We start from the raw sequence: 16374 nt of genomic DNA, 5'->3' as shown, positions 1-16374 counted from the left end.
GAACGGAGCTTTCCATGAATGACCGCGACATCCGCGCGGCGGCGCAGTACGACGACCGCGACGGCACCCCCGAGACCCCCGAGGACCGCACCGCCGCCGTACAGGAGCGGGCCGAAGAGACCGACGGCCCCGGACATACCCCGGCCGCCGAGCCGGCCGACGACCCTCCGGAGACGGTACGGACCCTGCTGGACACGGCTGCCACCTGCCGGCCCGTCGAGGAGGTCACCGCCATGGTCGGCCTCTTGAAGGAGACGGGTCTGCTGTCCCGCTCCGGACAGGAGGCGTTGCGCGCGGCCGCCGTGTCGCGTTCCGTCGACGACGTCCGGCACATGGTCACCCTGCTCGGCGAGCCCCCGGACGGGGACGTCGAGGCCGGCATCACGCTGCGTGCGGCCGCCCTCGGCCGGCCCATCGAGGACGTGGCGCTCCTGGCCAGGACCCTCGGTGGCGGCCCCGACCAGCCGGCGGAGCCCGCCGGCTCCCCGCACGAACCAGCCGCCCAAGCACCCCCCGCCGCCCCCGTCCGGAACGGCGAGAACGGCGAGAACGGCGAGAACGGCGGTGACGCGGGCGGCCCCGGCGCGGACACCCCCGAGGGCCCGGGTCCGGCACCCCGCACCGAGCCGGTCCCGCAGCCGCCCCCCGGCCGGGCGCCCGCCCGGCCCCGGCGCGGCGTCCTGCACCACGTACTGCGCTGGCCCGCGGCCGCCGCACTGCTGGTGTGCGGGGTCATGCACCTGCCCGGGAACCCGGCCGCCCTCCCGGCAGTTCACCCCGTGGGTCACCTCCCCACGGCCGTCTCCGTGCTCTGTCTGGGGCTCGGCGTACTGCTGGCGGTGCGCGACACCCCGGCGGTGTGGCGGGCGGCGGCCGTCGCCGCGCTCGGGGTCGTCGCCCTGCACCTGGCGGGCGGGATCGCGGTGTTCGACCCGTTGGCGGGCGCCCTGGGCGGTCCGCACGCCTGGGCGGGCGTCGCCACCGTGCTGTGCGCCGGCGCGGGTTCCGTGCTCGCCGGGCTGGCCCTGATGTACGGCCCCCGGCCGGCTCCCGTGGCTCCCGTGGCTCCCGTGGCTCCCGTGGCCCCGATGCCCCTGGTGGCCCCCGTGGCCGAGGAAGGCGAGGGCGCTTGATCCCTCGACCCCCTTGACGGTCCCACCGCAGGGCCCGGGCCGCATCGGACGCCGCCCGGGCCCCGCGGGCCGTCAGGCGAGCAGGTTCACCGCCCGGGTGAACACGCCCGGCAGCCGGGCGGCCAGCGGCACGATCCGCCCCGCCAGCCAGGGCTGCCCGCGTGCCCACAACAGGGCCCCGGTCAAGACCCGGTAGCTCCGCGACACCTCCCGCCAGGCCCGCTCGTACTCCTGCGGCCGCCCCGCGCGTACACACCGCACGAGTTCCCCCGCGGCCGCCAGTGCCAGCGTGAGGCCCTCCCCGGTCAGCGCGTCGACGTACCCCGCCGCGTCCCCGACGAACAGCACCCGCCCCGCCACCCTGGCACGGGAGCGCTGGCGCAGCGGCCCCGCCCCGCGCACCGCGTCACCCGGGCCGGGCGCAGGCAGCCGGGCCGACAGCAGCGGGAACCGGGCCAGTTGTACGTCGAAGGGGGCTTGCTCGCAGGTCAGCACCGCCACCCCGATCCGGTCGGGCCCCAGCGGAGTGACGTACGCCTCGCTCCGCGGGGCCCAGTGCACCTCCACCAGCCCGCTCCACGGCGCCACCGCGTAATGGCGGCGCAGGCCGTAGCGGGCCGGCCGCCCCGGCGCGGGCGCCGCCGACAGGCCCAGGGCGCGCCGCACCGGCGAGTGGAGGCCGTCAGCCGCCACCAGGTACCGGGCGGTCAGGCCCGCCGCCCCGACCCGGTGTTCGTCCTGACGGACCTCCTCCACTCGCCGCGCGACCATCCGTACGCCCAGTTCCGCCGCCCGGGCCGCGAGCGCCGCCTGGAGGTCCGTACGCCGTACACCACACCCCGGTCCGTCCCGGAACAGCCCCTGCGCGCTCAGCCCGCTCAGCCCGTCGACGTAGCGGATGCCGTGGAAGGCGCGGCCCGTCACCGCAACGCCCAGGCCCGCCAGCCGGTGCACGGCGCCCGGCATCAGCCCCTCCCCGCAGGCCTTGTCGATCGGGGTCGGGCGCGGCTCGGCCACCACCACCTCCAGCCCGGCCAGGGCGCCCTGGATGGCGGTGGCCAGTCCCGCCGGTCCGCCGCCCGCCACCAGCAGGTCGATCACGGCGCGGCGCCCACGAGGCTGCCGCCGGTGCGGGCGTACGTCAGCGCGGAATCCTCGCAGCGGATCCGCACCCGCAGTAGCAGTGCGTTCAGCACGCAGAAACCGGCCGCCGTCACCCAGGCGCAGTGGACCAGCGGCAGCGCGAGCCCTTCCGCCACCACCGCCAGGTAGTTGGGGTGGCGCAGCAGCCGGTAGGGGCCGGCCGCAACCGGCGTCAGGCCGGGCAGGACCAGCACCCGGGTGTTCCAGTACGGGCCGAGGGTGGCGACGCACCACCAGCGCAGTCCCTGCGCGGCCACGGCCACCGAGAGCGCGGACCAGCCGAGCAGGGGCAGGAACGGGCGGTCCGCGGCCCAGGGTTCGACGGCGCATCCGGCCAGCAGCGCCGTGTGCAGGGCGACCATGGCCGGGTAGTGGCCGCGGCCGTACTCCCGGGCGCCGCGCGCCAGGCTCCGGACGGCGTTGCGGCGGGCCACGGCGAGCTCGGCGAGGCGCTCGCCTGCCACGAGGGCGAGCACCAGCAGGTACAGGGTCATCGGCATGAGGGCCTCACCAGCGCAGGAGGACGAGTTCGGAGGCGAAGCCCGGACCGAAGCCGATCATCAGCCCGGCCGAGCCCGGCGGCGGCGGGCCGGCGCTCTGGACGTTGCCGAGGATGTGCAGCACGGAGGCCGAGGAGAGGTTCCCCGCGGTCGCCAGCGAGCTCCGGCTCGCCGCGAGGGCCGAGTCCGGGAGCCCCAGGGCCTCCCCGAGGACGTCGAGGATCTTCGGACCGCCGGGATGGCAGATCCAGGCGGCCACGTCGGCGGGCTTGAGGTCGTGCCCCGCGAGGAAGTCCTCCACCTCCCCGGCGACGTGCAGCCGCACCAGTGTGGGCAGTTCACGGCCCATCACCATGCGGAAACCCCAATGGCCGATGTCCCAGCCGAGCAGGGCCTCGGTCCCCGGGTAGAGGCGGCTGCGCGCGTCCACCACCGTGGGTCCGGCGCCGCGGTCGTACAGGGGATGGCCGGCGCCCACCGCCAGCAGTGCCCCCGCCCCGTCCCCGAACAGCGCCCCGGCCACCAGGTTCGCCGTCGAGGTGTCGGTGGGCTGGAGGGTGAGGGAGCACAGCTCCGTGGACAGCAGCAGGGCGGCGTGCCCCGGCCGGCCCGTGAGGTGGTCGTGCAGGTGGCCGAGGCCGGCGGCGCCCGCCGCGCAGCCCAGCCCGAACAGCGGCAGGCGCCGTACGTCGGGCCGTAGACCGGTGCGGGCGGCGAGCCGTGCCTCCAGGGAGGGCGTGGCGAGCCCGGTCACCGTCGTCGACATGACCAGGTCCACGTCGCGGGCCGGGAGTGCGCCCTCGGCGAGGGCGAGTTCGATGGCGCGGGCGCCGAGGTCGAGCGCGGCCTCGACGAACCGGGCGTTGGTGGTCCCGAAGTCGTTGCCGGGGCCGTACCGCTCCAGTGGGAGCGCCAGACGGCGGCTCTCGACCCCCACCGAGGCGTGCATCCGGCGCAGCATGCCGGTGTCGGAGCCCGGCGGCAGGCAGCGGGCGAGCGCTTCCGTGATCTGCGACTGCCGGTACGCGTGGGGCGGGAACACGCTGCTCACTGCCAGGACACGTGTCATCGCCCCAACATAGGGAAGACGGTGTCGCTTTCCACCGAACCGGACGAACCGGGCGTGCCGCCGCCCGCCGGTCCCGGGCGGCGGCACGCGCGGCCCTTAGCGTGGGGCGGTGACCGTCACCCGCGCCACCGCACCGCCCCCGGAGACCGCCGCGCGCCCCGGCCGCGGGACGGTGGTCGCCCTGCTGGCCGCCTGTCACCCGTTGCCGGCGGCCGCCGTCACCCTCTTCACGGCCGTGCTGGCCGTGGCCGTCGGACGGGGTGCCGCCGGCTGCGCGGTCTCGGCCGGAGCCGTCGCGCTCGGCCAGCTCTCGGTGGGCTGGTGCAACGACCGAGCCGACCTGCGGCGCGACCGGATCACGGGCCGACCGGACAAGCCGCTCGCGGCGGGCACCGTGGCGCCCGCGACCGTGAGCGTCGCCGCGATCGCGGCGCTCGCGCTCTGCGTGCCGCTCTCGCTCGCCTCGGGGTGGCTCGCAGGCACCGTGCACCTCTGCGCGGTCGCGGCCGCCTGGGCGTACAACCTGTGGCTCAAGAGCACCCCCGCGTCCTGGCTCCCGTACGCGCTGGCCTTCGGCCTGCTGCCCGCCTTCGTCACGCTCGGCCTGCCGGGACGGCCGTGGCCGCCGCTCTGGCTCGGCGTGGCGGCCGCACTGCTCGGTGCGGGCGCCCACTTCGCCAACGTGCTGCCCGACATCGCGGGCGACCTGGCCACGGGCGTGACGGGGCTCCCGCAGCGGCTCGGCGTCCGCCGCTCGGCCGCGCTGGCCGCCCTCCTCGTACTCGGCTCGGCCGCCGCGCTGGTCGTCGGTCCGGCCGGACCGACGACCGCTTCCGGGTGGGGGCTGCTCGCCCTGACGGCGACTGTGCTCCTCGCCACCGGTCGGGGCCGCGGCCGCGTCCCGTTCCTCGGCACGCTCGCGGTCGCGGCCGCCGACGTCACCCTCCTCCTGGCCCGCGGCGCGGGCACGGCGTAGCCCGGCTCAGCCCCGTTCAGCCCGGCTCAGCCCCGTTCAGCCCGGCTCAGCCCCGTTCAGCCCCGCTCAGCCCCGAGCGTGCAGCGCCGCCGTGTGCTCCCGGACCTGCTCCGGCGTCAGGTAGGCGTCGGTGTGCTCGAACTCCCGCAGCGTGGCGGGCCGCTGGTCGAGGAAGCCGGTACGGACGAAGTCGTCCCCGGCGACGGCGTTGAGCAGCCAGTTCGTCAGTACCCGGGTCTTGGCGACATTGGTCCGCAGCGCCGACCAGTGGTAGCCGCGCGCCACCGCCTGCGCCGGCAGGCCGCGCAGTTCGATGCCGAGCGGCTTGGAGACGGCGTCCTTCCCGCCGAGGTCCACCACCAGACCGAGGTCCTTGTGCACGTACGGGCGCGGCGTCTGGCCCCGCAGCGTCGCGATGACGCTCTCGGCGACGGCACGTCCCTGCCGCATGGCGTGCTGCGCGGTCGGCGGGCACAAAGCGTCGCCGCCCGTTGCCAGGTCCGGTACGGCCGCCGCGTCCCCGAGGGCGAACACCCCGTCGACGCCCGGCACCGTCAGGTCGGGGCGCACCACCAGGCGGCCCTTGCGGGTCTCCGTGTCCAGGGTGCCCACCAGCGGGCTCGCGGCCACACCCGCCGTCCAGATAAGGGTCCGGCTCGGCAGCACCCGCCCGTCGGTGAGCGTCACCTTCTCGGCGTCGACCTCGCCCACGGACACGCCGAGCGAGACCTCGATGCCGCGACTCTGCAGGATGTCCAGGGCGGCCTTGCCCAGCTTGTCGCCGAGTTCAGGCATCAGCTTCGGCGCCAGGTCCACCAGGTGCCACTTGATCCGGTCCGGGTCCAGCCGGGGGTAACGGGACGCCGCGTGGCGGGTCAGGCGCTGGAGGCAGGCGGCCGTCTCGGTACCGGCGTAACCGCCGCCGACCACCACGAACTGCAGCCGCGCCGTGCGCTCCGCCTCGTCCTGACTGGCGTCGGCGAGGTCGAGCTGGGCGATCACGTGGTCGCGCAGGTACGCGGCCTCGGCGAGGGTCTTCATCCCGCGGGCGTGCTCTTCCAGCCCGGGGATGTCGAACGAACGGGTGACGCTGCCGGGGGCGAGGACCAGCAGGTCGTAGGACTGGTCCACGGTCTCGCCGGTGATCTTGCGGATCACGCAGACCTTGGCCTTGGGGTCCACGCCGATCGCCCCGCCCGGGATGATCCGCGTCCGGTGCTTGCTGCTGCGGCGCAACGAGACGGCGACCGACTGCGGGGTCAGCACCCCTGACGCCACCTGGGGCAACAGCGGCAGGTAGAGCTGGTATGAGAACGGCGTGACCAGTGAGATCTCGGCCTCGGCGGGGGACAGCCGGCGCTCCAGGCGCCGTACGCACTCCACCCCGGCGAAGCCGGCGCCCACTACGAGAATCCTCGATCGAGACACGGTGCAGGTCCCTTCGCAAAAGGTCGGTTGCTGTGTCCGGTACGTCTGCCCCGTGCTCGCGGCCCATGAACCCCCGACGCCCGTTTCACGCCTGTAACGGCCCTAAGAGACGGCTTCGGACCGCCGTACGGGCGGCCGGCGGGTGCGGGTCCAGGCGAGCAGCTCCGGCGCCGGCCAGGTGTTGACCACCCGGTCCGCCGTCACCCCGCACTCCACGGCCCGCTCACAGCCCAGCAGCTGCCAGTCAAGTTGTCCGGGGGCGTGCGCGTCCGTGTCGACGGCGAACAGGGCCCCGGCCTCCACGGCCGTCCGCAACAGCCGCCGCGGCGGATCCAGCCGCTCCGGCCTGCTGTTGATCTCCACGGCCGTACCGGACTCCGCGCACGCCGCGAACACGGCCGCCGCGTCGAACTCCGATTCCGGACGGGTCCTCCCCGTCAGCAGGCGCCCGGTGCAGTGCCCCAGGACGTCCATCAGCGGGTTGCGCACCGCCGCGAGCATCCGCCGGGTCATGGCCGGCGCGTCCATGCGCAGCTTGGAGTGGACCGAACCCACCACCACGTCGAGCCGGTCCAGCAGCTCGGGCTCCTGGTCGAGCGACCCGTCGGCCAGGATGTCGCACTCGATGCCGGTGAGGAGCCGGAACGGCGCCCAGCCCGCGTTCAGCTCCGCCACCACGTCCAGCTGTTCGAGCAACCGCTCGGGCGAGAGCCCCCGGGCGACCTTCAAGCTCGGCGAGTGGTCCGTCAGCACCGCCCACTCGTGCCCCAGCTCGATGGCGGTACGCCCCATGGCCTCGATGGGGCTGCCGCCGTCGGACCACTCGGAGTGCAGATGGCAGTCCCCGCGCAGCGCCGCCCGCAGGGCCCGGGCGGCCTCGGTGGCGGGCGGCCCCTCGGGGTGCGCCGCGACCTCGTCCTCCAGCTTTTGCAGGTACCCCGGGATCTGCCCGGCCAGCGCCTCCCGCACCACCTGGGCGGTCTTGGGCCCCAGCCCTTTGACGGCCTCCAGCGAACCGGTCCGCGCCCGCTGGGCCACCTCGTCCGCGCCGAGCCGTTCGACGACGCCCGCCGCCGTGCGGAAGGCCTGCACCCGGTACGTGGGGGCCTGCCCGCGCTCCAGCAGGAAGGCGATGCGGTTCAGCGCCGCCACCGGGTCCATCGCGCACCTCCTGTGCCCAGTGTGGCAAGGGACGACGGACCGGGCACATCGGAGATCAGAGCGACAGCGGCGTCGTCAGGGAGGTGGTGAGGGTGAACAGGGCACCGTCCGGGTCGCGCAGCGCCACCCACCGCTCCCGGGCGTTGGAGGTGATGTCCGAGACGGTGCGGCCGCCCATCGAGACGGCCGCCTCGATGGCCGGTTCCAGGCGCGGCACCCGGAAGTGGACGTGCCAGCGGGGCCGGCTGTGGGGGCTGTAGGAGGCCGCCTCCACGGGACCGCTGTTCAGCCGGGCCACGGGCTCCCCGTTCTGCCGCAGCACGACCTGGTCCTCCTCGTAGGAGACCTCGCAGCAGCCCGGACGGCCGGTGGCCCACTCCAGCACTTCCCCGTAGAACAGGGCCGCGTCGAACGCGTTGCGGGTCCGCAGCTCCAGCCAGGCCGGGGCGGGGCCGCGGCCCACCCGCCAGTCGGAGGCGACCGGCCCCTCCCAGATGCCGAACACCGCGCCGTCCACATCGGCCGCCAGCGCGCCGCGGCCGCCGATGGGGAAGGAGACCGGTCCGACGGCGACCGTGCCGCTGCGCTCCCTGATCCGGCCCACCGCCACGTCCGCGTCGTCCACGGCGAAGTACGGGGTCCAGGCGACGGGCACCTCCAGGTCTCCGGCGAGGGCGCCGATGCCCGCCACCGGGGCGCCGTCGACCCGGGCGACGGAGAAGCCCTCGCCGAGGCGCGTCCGCCGGAAGCTCCAGCCCACCACGGCGGCGTAGAAACGTTGGGAGGCCTCCAGGTCGCGGGCCATCAGGCTCACCCAGCAGGGTGCTCCGAACACGTCCTTCGTCGAAATCTGCACCGCTTGTTCCGCCCTTCACCGCCACCGTGACCGCGCCGTCCGGTCACAAGAAGTAGCGCCCGAGCACCCTCGCAGGCGCGGAGGCGCGCCACTGCGGAGTCACCACCAATAAGCAGGGTACTTCGGGGCCTTCCGGCGGATGCGGGAGCCGGCGTAGCCGGTGAGGACGAGCAGGACCGTCGCCCCGAACAGCAGCGGCACGAACCTGGCGGGCGCCGGTGTCTGGAGCACGACGATGACGGAGGTGGCGCAGGCAGCCGAGTGCGGGGTCCGCGCGAGGATGAGCAGGGCCAAGGTGATGCCCGCGGCGACGGCGGCTGCCCAGGCGGTGCTGCCGGCCAGGGCGAGGACCCCGTAGCCGACGGCCGCACCCAGCAGGTGTCCGAGCACCACACCGCGCGGCTGCGCCAGCGGCAGCGCGGGCGCGCTGTGCACGAGGGCGGCGCTGGCCGCCAGCGGCGGTATCAGCACCGGCTCGTGGATCATCGCGCCGATCGCCACGAGGGCCAGGAGTACGGTGGTGACGGCGCTGACGCTGTGGAAGGCAGCGGCGGGGGTCGGCCGCGCCGGGGCCAGGCCGGCCGGGACCCGGGGCCGGCGGGACCGCTCGGGGGTGACGGGCCCGGCCGGGGCGAAGCCGTCGGTGGTGGGCGGGGGCGGATACAGGGCGGTGTCGGAACTCATGTGCGGCAGGCGTTTTTCCGGTGCGGGCGGTCGGGCCGGGGTAACGGCGCGAGGGCAGGGGAGCGGTGGCCTGATCTTATCGGTCAGACGTACGACACTGGTGGCCGGGGGTGGGCAATGCCCCCGTCAGCCACGAATGACCGGAACCGATCGTGTATGACTGCGGTGGTCACCGGGCACTCACGCTGAGGGACCGGGGACTCCCGTTGAGGGACCAGGAAGGACGAACATGACCACGCGCTCGCACCTCGGCGGTGCCCTCACCGACCTGGACGCGGTCATCGCGGAGGCCCCCGCCGGTGCCACCGGCGCGCTCTGGCGGCTGACCGAGGCGGGGCGCGTACTGGACGCGAACCTCATCCGGCTGCCGCCCGGCGCAACCATCGCCGAACACCGCGAACCGGTGCTCGACGTGCTGCTGGTCGTGGTCGAGGGCAGCGGCCGGCTCGACACCGACGACGGTCCCCACGGCCTGCGGCCGCACACCGCCGCCCTGCTGTCCAGGAACACCCGGCGCTCCCTCACCGCCGGCCCCGAGGGCATCGCGTACCTCACGGTCCACCCCCGCCGCCCCGGCCTCGGCATCGGTACGCCCCCCGCCGCCGAAGGCGGGGAGACGGCCTGCCTGCTGCACCGCGTGTGCGCGGAGTGTGGCCGGCTCGCCTCCGAACGGGACGCCCGTTACTGCTCGCGCTGCGGCTCCGGCCTCCCCGACTGAACCGACTCCGGGGCGGCCCGGCCTCCGGCCACCGACCGGAACGGCCTTAAGGTCCACGTCATGGCCCCCTTCACCGCCGACGACCTCACCCGCACCGTCACGGACGCAGTCGCCGCCCTGCGCGAGGTCGCGGACCGCGACTGGTCCCGGCCGGCGGCGGGGCTGCAGTGGAGCTGCGCGGAGACCGCCGTCCACCTCATTGCAGACCTGACTGCCTTCGCCGCGCAGCCGGCCGGCCGCGTGCCCGACTCCTGGCTGCCCATGAGGGCCGGCGCCGCCCCCGGCACCACGCCCGGCGACCTGACGGACCTCATCGCGGCGACCGGACGCCTCCTGGCGGCCGCCGTCCTCGCGGCCCGGGCGGAGGACCGCGCCTGGCATCCCGCCGGCGCGGCCGGCGCCGACGGGTTCGCCGCCATGGGCGCCACCGAGGTGCTGCTGCACACCCACGACATCCTGCACGGCCTCGGCGCCACCGGCTGGACCGGCTCCGGGCACACCAGCGCCCTGATCCTCGACCGGCTCTTCCCGCACGCCCCGCGCGCCGCCCCGGCTGACGCGTGGGGCTCGCTCCTGGGTGCCACCGGCCGGGCCGACCTGCCCGGCCTGCCCCGCCGACGGCACTGGCGCTGGTACGCCAACCCTGTCCGGGGGGAGGGCGTCGTTCTGTGCGAGATCAGCCCCTCGGCCGCCGCCGACCTGCACACCGGCGGCCCCGGCGGCTTCGTGTGGGCCGAAGACGGGCCGCCCGAGGGGACCAGGATCGCCGCCGGGATGCTGGGCCTGGCGCGCGAGGTCGGCGAGTACCACCCGGGCTGGGGCCCGTACGCCATCGTCCGCGACACCGACCGCAGGGCGATCGGCGGCATCGGCTTCCACGGCGCGCCCGACCCCGAAGGGCACGCGGAGGTCGGCTACGACCTCCTGCCTTCGGCCCGGGGCCACGGACACGCGACCGAAGCCCTGCGCGCCCTGGCCGGATGGGCCTTCGAGCAGCCCGGGCTGACCGCGCTGCGGGCCGTCGTCGATGTCGGCAACGCGCCCTCGCACGCCGTGGTCCGGCGGGCCGGGTTCGAGCGGGACGGCTCGGTGGACGGCGCGGTCCGCTACCTGCTGCGCCCCCGCTGAAAGCCCGCACGGGGGCCCGATTAACCCTGGTGGGGCCGCGTTCGGCAGGATGAGGGCATGACCGAGATCCGTACCCCCCGCCTCCTGCTCCGCCGCTGGACCGACGACGACCTCGTCCCGCTGTCGGAGATCAACGCCGACCCCGAGGTGATGCGCTGGATCGGTGACGGATCCACGCTCGACCTGGAGGAGACCGCCGACGCCATCGAGCGCTGGGAGGACGAGTGGGACGAGGAGGGTTTCGGCCTGTTCGCCGTCGAGCTGCTGGCTTCGGGGGAGCTGATCGGCGCCGTCGGCCTGTCCGTGCCGGAGTGGCTGCCCGAGGTCATGCCCGCCGTCGAGATCACCTGGCGTCTCGGCCGGCCGTTCTGGGGCCAGGGATACGCCTCGGAAGCCGCCCAGGCCACCTTGGAGTTCGCCCTCCAGGACCGGGGACTGGACCGGGTCATCGCGGTCAACCGGGCCGGCAACGAGGAGTCCGAGAACGTCATCCGCAAGCTGGGCATGGAGTCGGAGCGGCGGGTCGAGGCGCCGGAGTCGGGCGCCCTGCTCGACGTCCACTTCATCGACCTGACCGAGTACGAGGCCTGAGTACCCAGTACGGGGGCTTGAATACCGCGTACGAGGCCGGCCGTGGTCCCGGCGTCCCCAAAGCGGCCCTTTGGGATGTCATAAGAGCTGTTTATGAGGTCATAAGCAGGGGCCGGGTGCCCGGTTAGGGTGGCCTTAGCTTAGGGTTCACTTTGATCAGCCAGTTTGTCGGTGGAAGGGAACCCACACATGCCTCGCCCTCTGCGGGTAGCGATAGTCGGCGCCGGCCCCGCCGGCATCTACGCGGCCGACGCGCTGCTCAAGTCCGAGGCGGCCGCCGAACCAGGCGTCTCCATCGACCTCTTCGAACGGATGCCGGCCCCCTTCGGCCTGATCCGGTACGGCGTCGCCCCCGACCACCCGCGCATCAAGGGCATCATCACCGCCCTGCACCAGGTGCTCGACAAGCCGCAGGTCCGCCTCTTCGGCAACGTCGACTACCCGAACGACATCTCCCTCGACGAGCTGCGCGCGTTCTACGACGCGGTGATCTTCTCCACGGGCGCCACCGCCGACCGCGAGCTGCGGATCCCCGGTGTCGACCTGGAGGGCTCGTACGGCGCCGCCGACTTCGTCTCCTGGTACGACGGCCACCCGGACGTCCCGCGCACCTGGCCGCTGGAGGCCGAGAAGGTCGCCGTCCTCGGCGTCGGCAACGTCGCGCTCGACGTCGCACGCATCCTCGCGAAGACGGCGGACGAGCTGCTGACGACCGAGATCCCGCCGAACGTGCACGAGGGCCTCAAGGCCAACAAGGCGCTCGAAGTGCACGTCTTCGGCCGTCGCGGACCGGCGCAGGCGAAGTTCAGTCCGATGGAGCTGCGCGAACTGGACCACTCGCCGAACATCGAGGTCATCGTCGACCCCCAGGACATCGACTACGACGAGGGCTCGATCGCCGCCCGCCGCGCCAACAAGCAGGCCGACATGGTCGCCAAGACCCTGGAGAACTGGGCGATCCGCGACACCGGCGACCGCCCGCACAAGCTGTTCCTGCACTTCTTCGAATCGCCCGTCGAGGTGCTCGGCGAGGACGGCAAGGTCGTTGGCCTGCGCACCGAGCGGACCGAACTCGACGGCACGGGCAACGTCAAGGGCACGGGCCGGTTCACGGACTGGGACGTCCAGTCGGTGTACCGGGCCGTGGGCTACCTCTCCGACGAACTGCCCAAGCTCCCCTGGGACGTCGAGTCCGGCACGGTCCCCGACGAGGGCGGCCGGGTGATCGAGGCCGGTGCGCACCTGCCCTCGACGTACGTCACCGGCTGGATCCGGCGCGGTCCCATCGGCCTGATCGGCCACACCAAGGGCGACGCGAACGAGACGGTGGCGAGCCTGCTCGCCGACCACGCCGCAGGGCGGCTGCTCACCCCGGCCTCGCCGGCTCCGGAAGCCGTCGAGGCGTTCCTGGCGGAGCGCCGGGTCCGGTTCACCACCTGGGAGGGCTGGTACAAGCTGGACGCCGCGGAGAAGGCGCTGGGTGAACCGCAGGGCCGCGAGCGCGTGAAGCTGGTCGAGCGCGAGGACATGCTCGAAGCGAGCGGGGCTTAGGCCCTGTCCGGGCCTGAGCGCCGGGGATGACATGGAGGGGGCCCGCCGGTGGCGGGCCCCCTCTTGCGTCGGACGCTTCGGCTGCGTCGGCGCGCGGATCAGTCCTTGATCGAGGTGATCTTGCGCGTCTTGAGGTCGGCCTGGACGTGGATCTCCGTGGTGTCGCCGCCGCCCCAGGTCAGGGTGACCGTGGCGTTCGTCTTGCCCGTCCCGCTGCCGGTCGAGGCGACCTTCCACTGGAGGGGCACGTTCTGGGCGCGCAGTACGCCGTTCGCGTGGTTCGCCTCCTCCCACTGCCTGAGCTCCTGCTGGAGGGGCTTGGAGAGGTAGAAGGCGCGCAGCTGGTCGGCGGTCTTGCCGTCCCCGTCGTACACCGCGTCGATGTAGGAGCCGTAGAAGTCGGCGATACGGGTGAACGCGCCCTCGGGGCTGCCGGATACGGAGGGCAGCGCCGTCGCCGTCCGGGCGGTGCCCGGGGCGGGCGCGGAGGCGGACGCGTCGGTGACGAAGGTCAGGGAGAGCGCGGCCGCGGCGGCGGTCGCAGCGGCGGCGAGGGCAATGGCCGCGCGCTTGGCCGGAAGCTTGGACATATTTTCGTACCTTTCCCCGTGGTGCGAAACCTGCCGGTACGGTCCCCGGCACTGCCCCGAAAGACCCCTCTCGGGCCACTCCGGTTCTCGGGCTGCGGAAAATGGCTGAAAATCCACCCGGCTGCGCCGAAGGATCCGGAATGCCGTGGGGGCCCGTGGAGTTCGGACAGAGGCGATACCCGAAACCGCGCACTGCACTGGAGAGCTCATGAAGATCGGCATCATCGGCGCCGGCAACATCGGCGGCAACCTCACCCGCCGGCTCACCGCCCTCGGACACGAGGTTTCCGTGGCGAACTCCCGCGGACCCGAAACCCTCACGGCGCTGGCCGAGGAGACCGGCGCCACGCCCGTCACGGTCGCCCAGGCGGCCCGCGGCGCGGAGGTCGTCGTGGTCACCGTCCCCCTCAAGAACGTGCCCGACCTGCCCGCCGGGCTCTTCGACGGCGCGGCGGAGGGCTTCGCGGTCATCGACACCTGCAACTACTACCCCCGCGAGCGCGACGGCCGCATCCCCGGCATCGAGGACGACGGCCTGACCGAGAGCCGCTGGACCGAACGCCACCTGGGCCACCCGGTGATCAAGGCCTTCAACGGCACCTACGCCGTCGACATCCTGGAACGGCCCCGGCCGGCCGGGGCCCCCGACCGGATGGCGCTGCCGGTCGCCGGCGACGACGAGGCGGCGAAGAAGACCGTACGGGCGCTCATCGACGAGCTCGGCTTCGACACCGTCGACGCGGGTGGCATCGACGACTCCTGGCGTCAGCAGCCCGACACTCCGGTGTACGGCCTGCGCGCGGGCGTCGAAGCCGTCACCAAGGCGCTCGCGGAGGCCTCTCCGGAGCGGCCGGAGGCCTTCCGCGGCTGACGAATATCTGTTGCCACCGGTACAGAAATTCATCGAATGCCGGTGAAGATTCACGGTGTTGGGAATGAAGAAGCAGAAACCTTCCGTGCCGGACGGCCTGCGCTGTGCTACGGTCAGCGCAGTTGCAGTTGTGGTTCCCAAAACTTTATTCCGATGTTTTTTCGGACGGGGCAATCATTACTTCAACACCGGTTCCCGCACAGTGTGGGTCCGGGTACAGCCCCGAAGGAGAAACTCATATGGCATCTGGCACCGTGAAGTGGTTCAACGCGGAAAAGGGCTTCGGCTTCATCGAGCAGGACGGTGGCGGCGCTGACGTGTTCGCCCACTACTCGAACATCGCCACCCAGGGCTTCCGTGAGCTTCAGGAAGGCCAGAAGGTGAACTTCGACGTCACGCAGGGCCAGAAGGGCCCCCAGGCCGAGAACATCGTTCCCGCCTGACGCAACCTTGGCGTGTGACCAACGTAGAGGCCCGCACCGTGAGGTGCGGGCCTCTACGCGTTGCCGGGCTGCCCCCCTGCCCGGCGATGCGTTCCGCCCGCGCGGACGTTCCGCCGCGGCGGGCGCAGGGGCAGACTGTGCGCCGTGACGATATTGAGCAAGGGCGCCAACCTGCCCGTGGGGTCAGCCTCCGTCAGAGCCGTGCTCGGCTGGTCGGCCGGGCCGGGCGTACCGGACGTGGACGCCTCGGCACTCCTGCTGACCGACAGCGGTCGCGTGCGTTCCGACGGGGACTTCGTCTTCTACAACCAGCCGCGGCACGCCTCGGGCGCCGTACGCCACCTCGGCAAGCAGCCCGGCGCGGACACGCTCGACGTCGATCTGGCCACCCTGGAGCCCGAGATCCGACGGGTCGTCCTGTGCGCCTCCGCCGAGGGCGGCAGCTTCGGCCGGGTGCCCGGGCTGCACCTCAGGCTCCTGGACGCGGCCTCCGGGACCGAGCTCGCCCGCTTCGACATGACCGCCGACACCGAGACCGCGTACGTCAGCGGCGAGCTCTACCGGCGCGCGGGTGCCTGGAAGTTCCGGGCGGTCGGGCAGGGGTACGCGAGCGGCCTGGCCGGACTGGCGACCGACTTCGGCATCACGGTGGACGACCGGCTGCCGGCGCCGGCGCCCCCGCGGGCTCCCGTGGCCGCGCCCGCGGCCGCCGTCCGCATGGTCAAGGGCGAGGAACGGCTGCCCACCGAAATGCGCGAGCGCCTCTCCCTGCGCAAGCAACAGGTCGCCGTCAGCCTGACCAAGAGCGGCGCCGCCGGAGTCAGCGCCCGGGTCGTCCTCGTACTCGACGCGTCCGGCTCCATGTCCACCCTGTACGCACGCGGCACGGTGGCCGGTGTGGTGGAACGGATGGCCGCCGTCGCGGCGCAGCTCGACGACGACGGCGAGATGCAGGCCTGGACCTTCGCCACCCACCCCGCGAGGCTGCCCGACCTCACGGTCGCCGAACTGCCCGACTGGCTGCGCCTGCACGTCCGGGTCGGCCAGATGAGCCTCTTCGGCCGGAACAAGCCGGCCAAGGGACTGCTCCCCGGCCAGATCGACATGCGTGCGGTCGGCTTCCAGAACGAAGAACAGCGGGTCATCGCCGAGGTGCGTGCCTACGTGCGCGACCACCCGGTGCCCGCCCCGACCCTCGTCCTGTTCTTCTCCGACGGCGGCGTCTACCGCAACGACGAGATCGAGCGGGAGCTGCGCGCGGCCGTCGAGGAGCCCGTGTTCTGGCAGTTCGTCGGCCTCGGCCGGGCCGGGTTCGGAGTGCTGGAACGCTTCGACACCATGCCCGGCCGCCGTGTCGACAACGTCGGCTTCTTCGCCGTGGACGACATCGACCGGATCTCCGACCCCGAACTGTACGACCGCCTCCTGTCGGAGTTCCCCTCCTGGATCCGTGCCGCCCGCGAGGCGGGCATCCTGCACTGACCGTGCCACGCGCCTCCGACGGACCGTGCGCCTCGTGGTGCCGGCACCCC

The 16374-nt window shown here is 73.6% G+C and carries 17 protein-coding genes; 9 read left to right on the top strand and 8 right to left on the bottom strand.

The annotated features are described in order from the left end of the window. Positions 1–14 precede the first annotated feature (14 nt). Positions 15–1133, top strand: coding sequence for a hypothetical protein (locus tag IE207_RS14370; RefSeq protein WP_190184539.1), 1119 nt, complete (start codon positions 15–17; stop codon positions 1131–1133). Between the two features lie 72 nt (positions 1134–1205). On the opposite strand, the gene IE207_RS14365 is transcribed toward IE207_RS14370, so the two are convergent. From IE207_RS14365 to IE207_RS14355, 3 genes are read right to left on the bottom strand one after another with little or no spacing between them, the layout of a single operon-like run. Next, positions 1206–2234, bottom strand: coding sequence for an NAD(P)/FAD-dependent oxidoreductase (locus tag IE207_RS14365; protein WP_190184538.1), 1029 nt, complete (start codon positions 2232–2234; stop codon positions 1206–1208). Next, on the bottom strand, positions 2231–2770 hold the full coding sequence (locus tag IE207_RS14360) for an isoprenylcysteine carboxyl methyltransferase family protein (RefSeq protein WP_190184733.1): 540 nt from the start codon (positions 2768–2770) through the stop codon (positions 2231–2233). The genes IE207_RS14365 and IE207_RS14360 overlap by 4 nt, the downstream gene beginning before the upstream one ends. A gap of 13 nt (positions 2771–2783) precedes the next feature. Then, positions 2784–3845 carry a type III polyketide synthase gene (locus tag IE207_RS14355; RefSeq protein WP_190184537.1) on the bottom strand — a complete coding sequence of 354 codons (1062 nt, stop codon included), beginning with the start codon at positions 3843–3845 and terminating at the stop codon, positions 2784–2786. Positions 3846–3954: 109 nt separating this feature from the next. Between IE207_RS14355 and IE207_RS14350 the strand changes: the two genes are divergently transcribed. Further along, positions 3955–4821: a UbiA family prenyltransferase gene (locus tag IE207_RS14350; RefSeq protein WP_190184536.1), complete on the top strand. Its 867-nt coding sequence runs from the start codon at positions 3955–3957 to the stop codon at positions 4819–4821. 66 nt (positions 4822–4887) lie between these two features. On the opposite strand, the gene IE207_RS14345 is transcribed toward IE207_RS14350, so the two are convergent. The 4 genes from IE207_RS14345 to IE207_RS14330 all read right to left on the bottom strand — a co-directional run bounded on the left by IE207_RS14345 (position 4888) and on the right by IE207_RS14330 (position 8950). Further along, positions 4888–6249 (bottom strand): NAD(P)/FAD-dependent oxidoreductase, encoded by a 1362-nt coding sequence (locus tag IE207_RS14345; protein ID WP_190184535.1) that lies wholly within the window; start codon positions 6247–6249, stop codon positions 4888–4890. Between the two features lie 102 nt (positions 6250–6351). Next, positions 6352–7410: a PHP domain-containing protein gene (locus IE207_RS14340; RefSeq protein WP_190184534.1), complete on the bottom strand. Its 1059-nt coding sequence runs from the start codon at positions 7408–7410 to the stop codon at positions 6352–6354. 55 nt (positions 7411–7465) lie between these two features. Further along, on the bottom strand, positions 7466–8215 hold the full coding sequence (locus IE207_RS14335; protein ID WP_190184732.1) for a VOC family protein: 750 nt from the start codon (positions 8213–8215) through the stop codon (positions 7466–7468). Positions 8216–8365: 150 nt separating this feature from the next. Beyond that, positions 8366–8950 carry an HPP family protein gene (locus tag IE207_RS14330; protein ID WP_190184533.1) on the bottom strand — a complete coding sequence of 195 codons (585 nt, stop codon included), beginning with the start codon at positions 8948–8950 and terminating at the stop codon, positions 8366–8368. Between the two features lie 229 nt (positions 8951–9179). On the opposite strand from IE207_RS14330, the gene IE207_RS14325 reads away from it, so the two are divergent. The 4 genes from IE207_RS14325 (at position 9180) to IE207_RS14310 (ending at position 12938) form a co-directional block, all read left to right on the top strand. Beyond that, positions 9180–9668 carry a hypothetical protein gene (locus tag IE207_RS14325; protein WP_190184532.1) on the top strand — a complete coding sequence of 163 codons (489 nt, stop codon included), beginning with the start codon at positions 9180–9182 and terminating at the stop codon, positions 9666–9668. 60 nt (positions 9669–9728) lie between these two features. Then, entirely contained in the window at positions 9729–10796 is a 1068-nt protein-coding gene (locus IE207_RS14320) for a GNAT family N-acetyltransferase (RefSeq protein WP_190184531.1), read from the top strand. A gap of 57 nt (positions 10797–10853) precedes the next feature. Further along, positions 10854–11387, top strand: coding sequence for a GNAT family N-acetyltransferase (locus IE207_RS14315; RefSeq protein ID WP_190184530.1), 534 nt, complete (start codon positions 10854–10856; stop codon positions 11385–11387). A gap of 189 nt (positions 11388–11576) precedes the next feature. After that, on the top strand, positions 11577–12938 hold the full coding sequence (locus IE207_RS14310; protein ID WP_190184529.1) for an FAD-dependent oxidoreductase: 1362 nt from the start codon (positions 11577–11579) through the stop codon (positions 12936–12938). A 98-nt stretch (positions 12939–13036) separates the two neighbouring features. Here IE207_RS14310 and IE207_RS14305 read toward each other — a convergent pair whose 3' ends face one another. Beyond that, positions 13037–13528 (bottom strand): hypothetical protein, encoded by a 492-nt coding sequence (locus IE207_RS14305; RefSeq protein ID WP_190184528.1) that lies wholly within the window; start codon positions 13526–13528, stop codon positions 13037–13039. A 208-nt stretch (positions 13529–13736) separates the two neighbouring features. Here IE207_RS14305 and IE207_RS14300 point away from each other — a divergent pair, with 208 nt between their 5' ends. The 3 genes from IE207_RS14300 (at position 13737) to IE207_RS14290 (ending at position 16324) form a co-directional block, all read left to right on the top strand. After that, positions 13737–14399: an NADPH-dependent F420 reductase gene (locus IE207_RS14300; RefSeq protein WP_190184527.1), complete on the top strand. Its 663-nt coding sequence runs from the start codon at positions 13737–13739 to the stop codon at positions 14397–14399. A 239-nt stretch (positions 14400–14638) separates the two neighbouring features. Then, positions 14639–14842 carry a cold-shock protein gene (locus IE207_RS14295; RefSeq protein WP_030228921.1) on the top strand — a complete coding sequence of 68 codons (204 nt, stop codon included), beginning with the start codon at positions 14639–14641 and terminating at the stop codon, positions 14840–14842. 144 nt (positions 14843–14986) lie between these two features. Beyond that, the gene (locus IE207_RS14290; RefSeq protein ID WP_229873715.1) at positions 14987–16324 is read left to right on the top strand and encodes a VWA domain-containing protein; all 1338 of its coding nucleotides are present in this window, start codon (positions 14987–14989) and stop codon (positions 16322–16324) included. The last annotated feature ends 50 nt before the right edge of the window (positions 16325–16374 follow it).

The sequence above is a fragment of the Streptomyces cirratus genome, assembly GCF_014650775.1.
In the GTDB taxonomy this organism is placed as follows: Bacteria; Actinomycetota; Actinomycetes; order Streptomycetales; family Streptomycetaceae; genus Streptomyces; species Streptomyces cirratus.
Note: the sequence above shows the minus strand (reverse complement) of the source record. Positions and strands in the feature narration are given on the sequence as shown.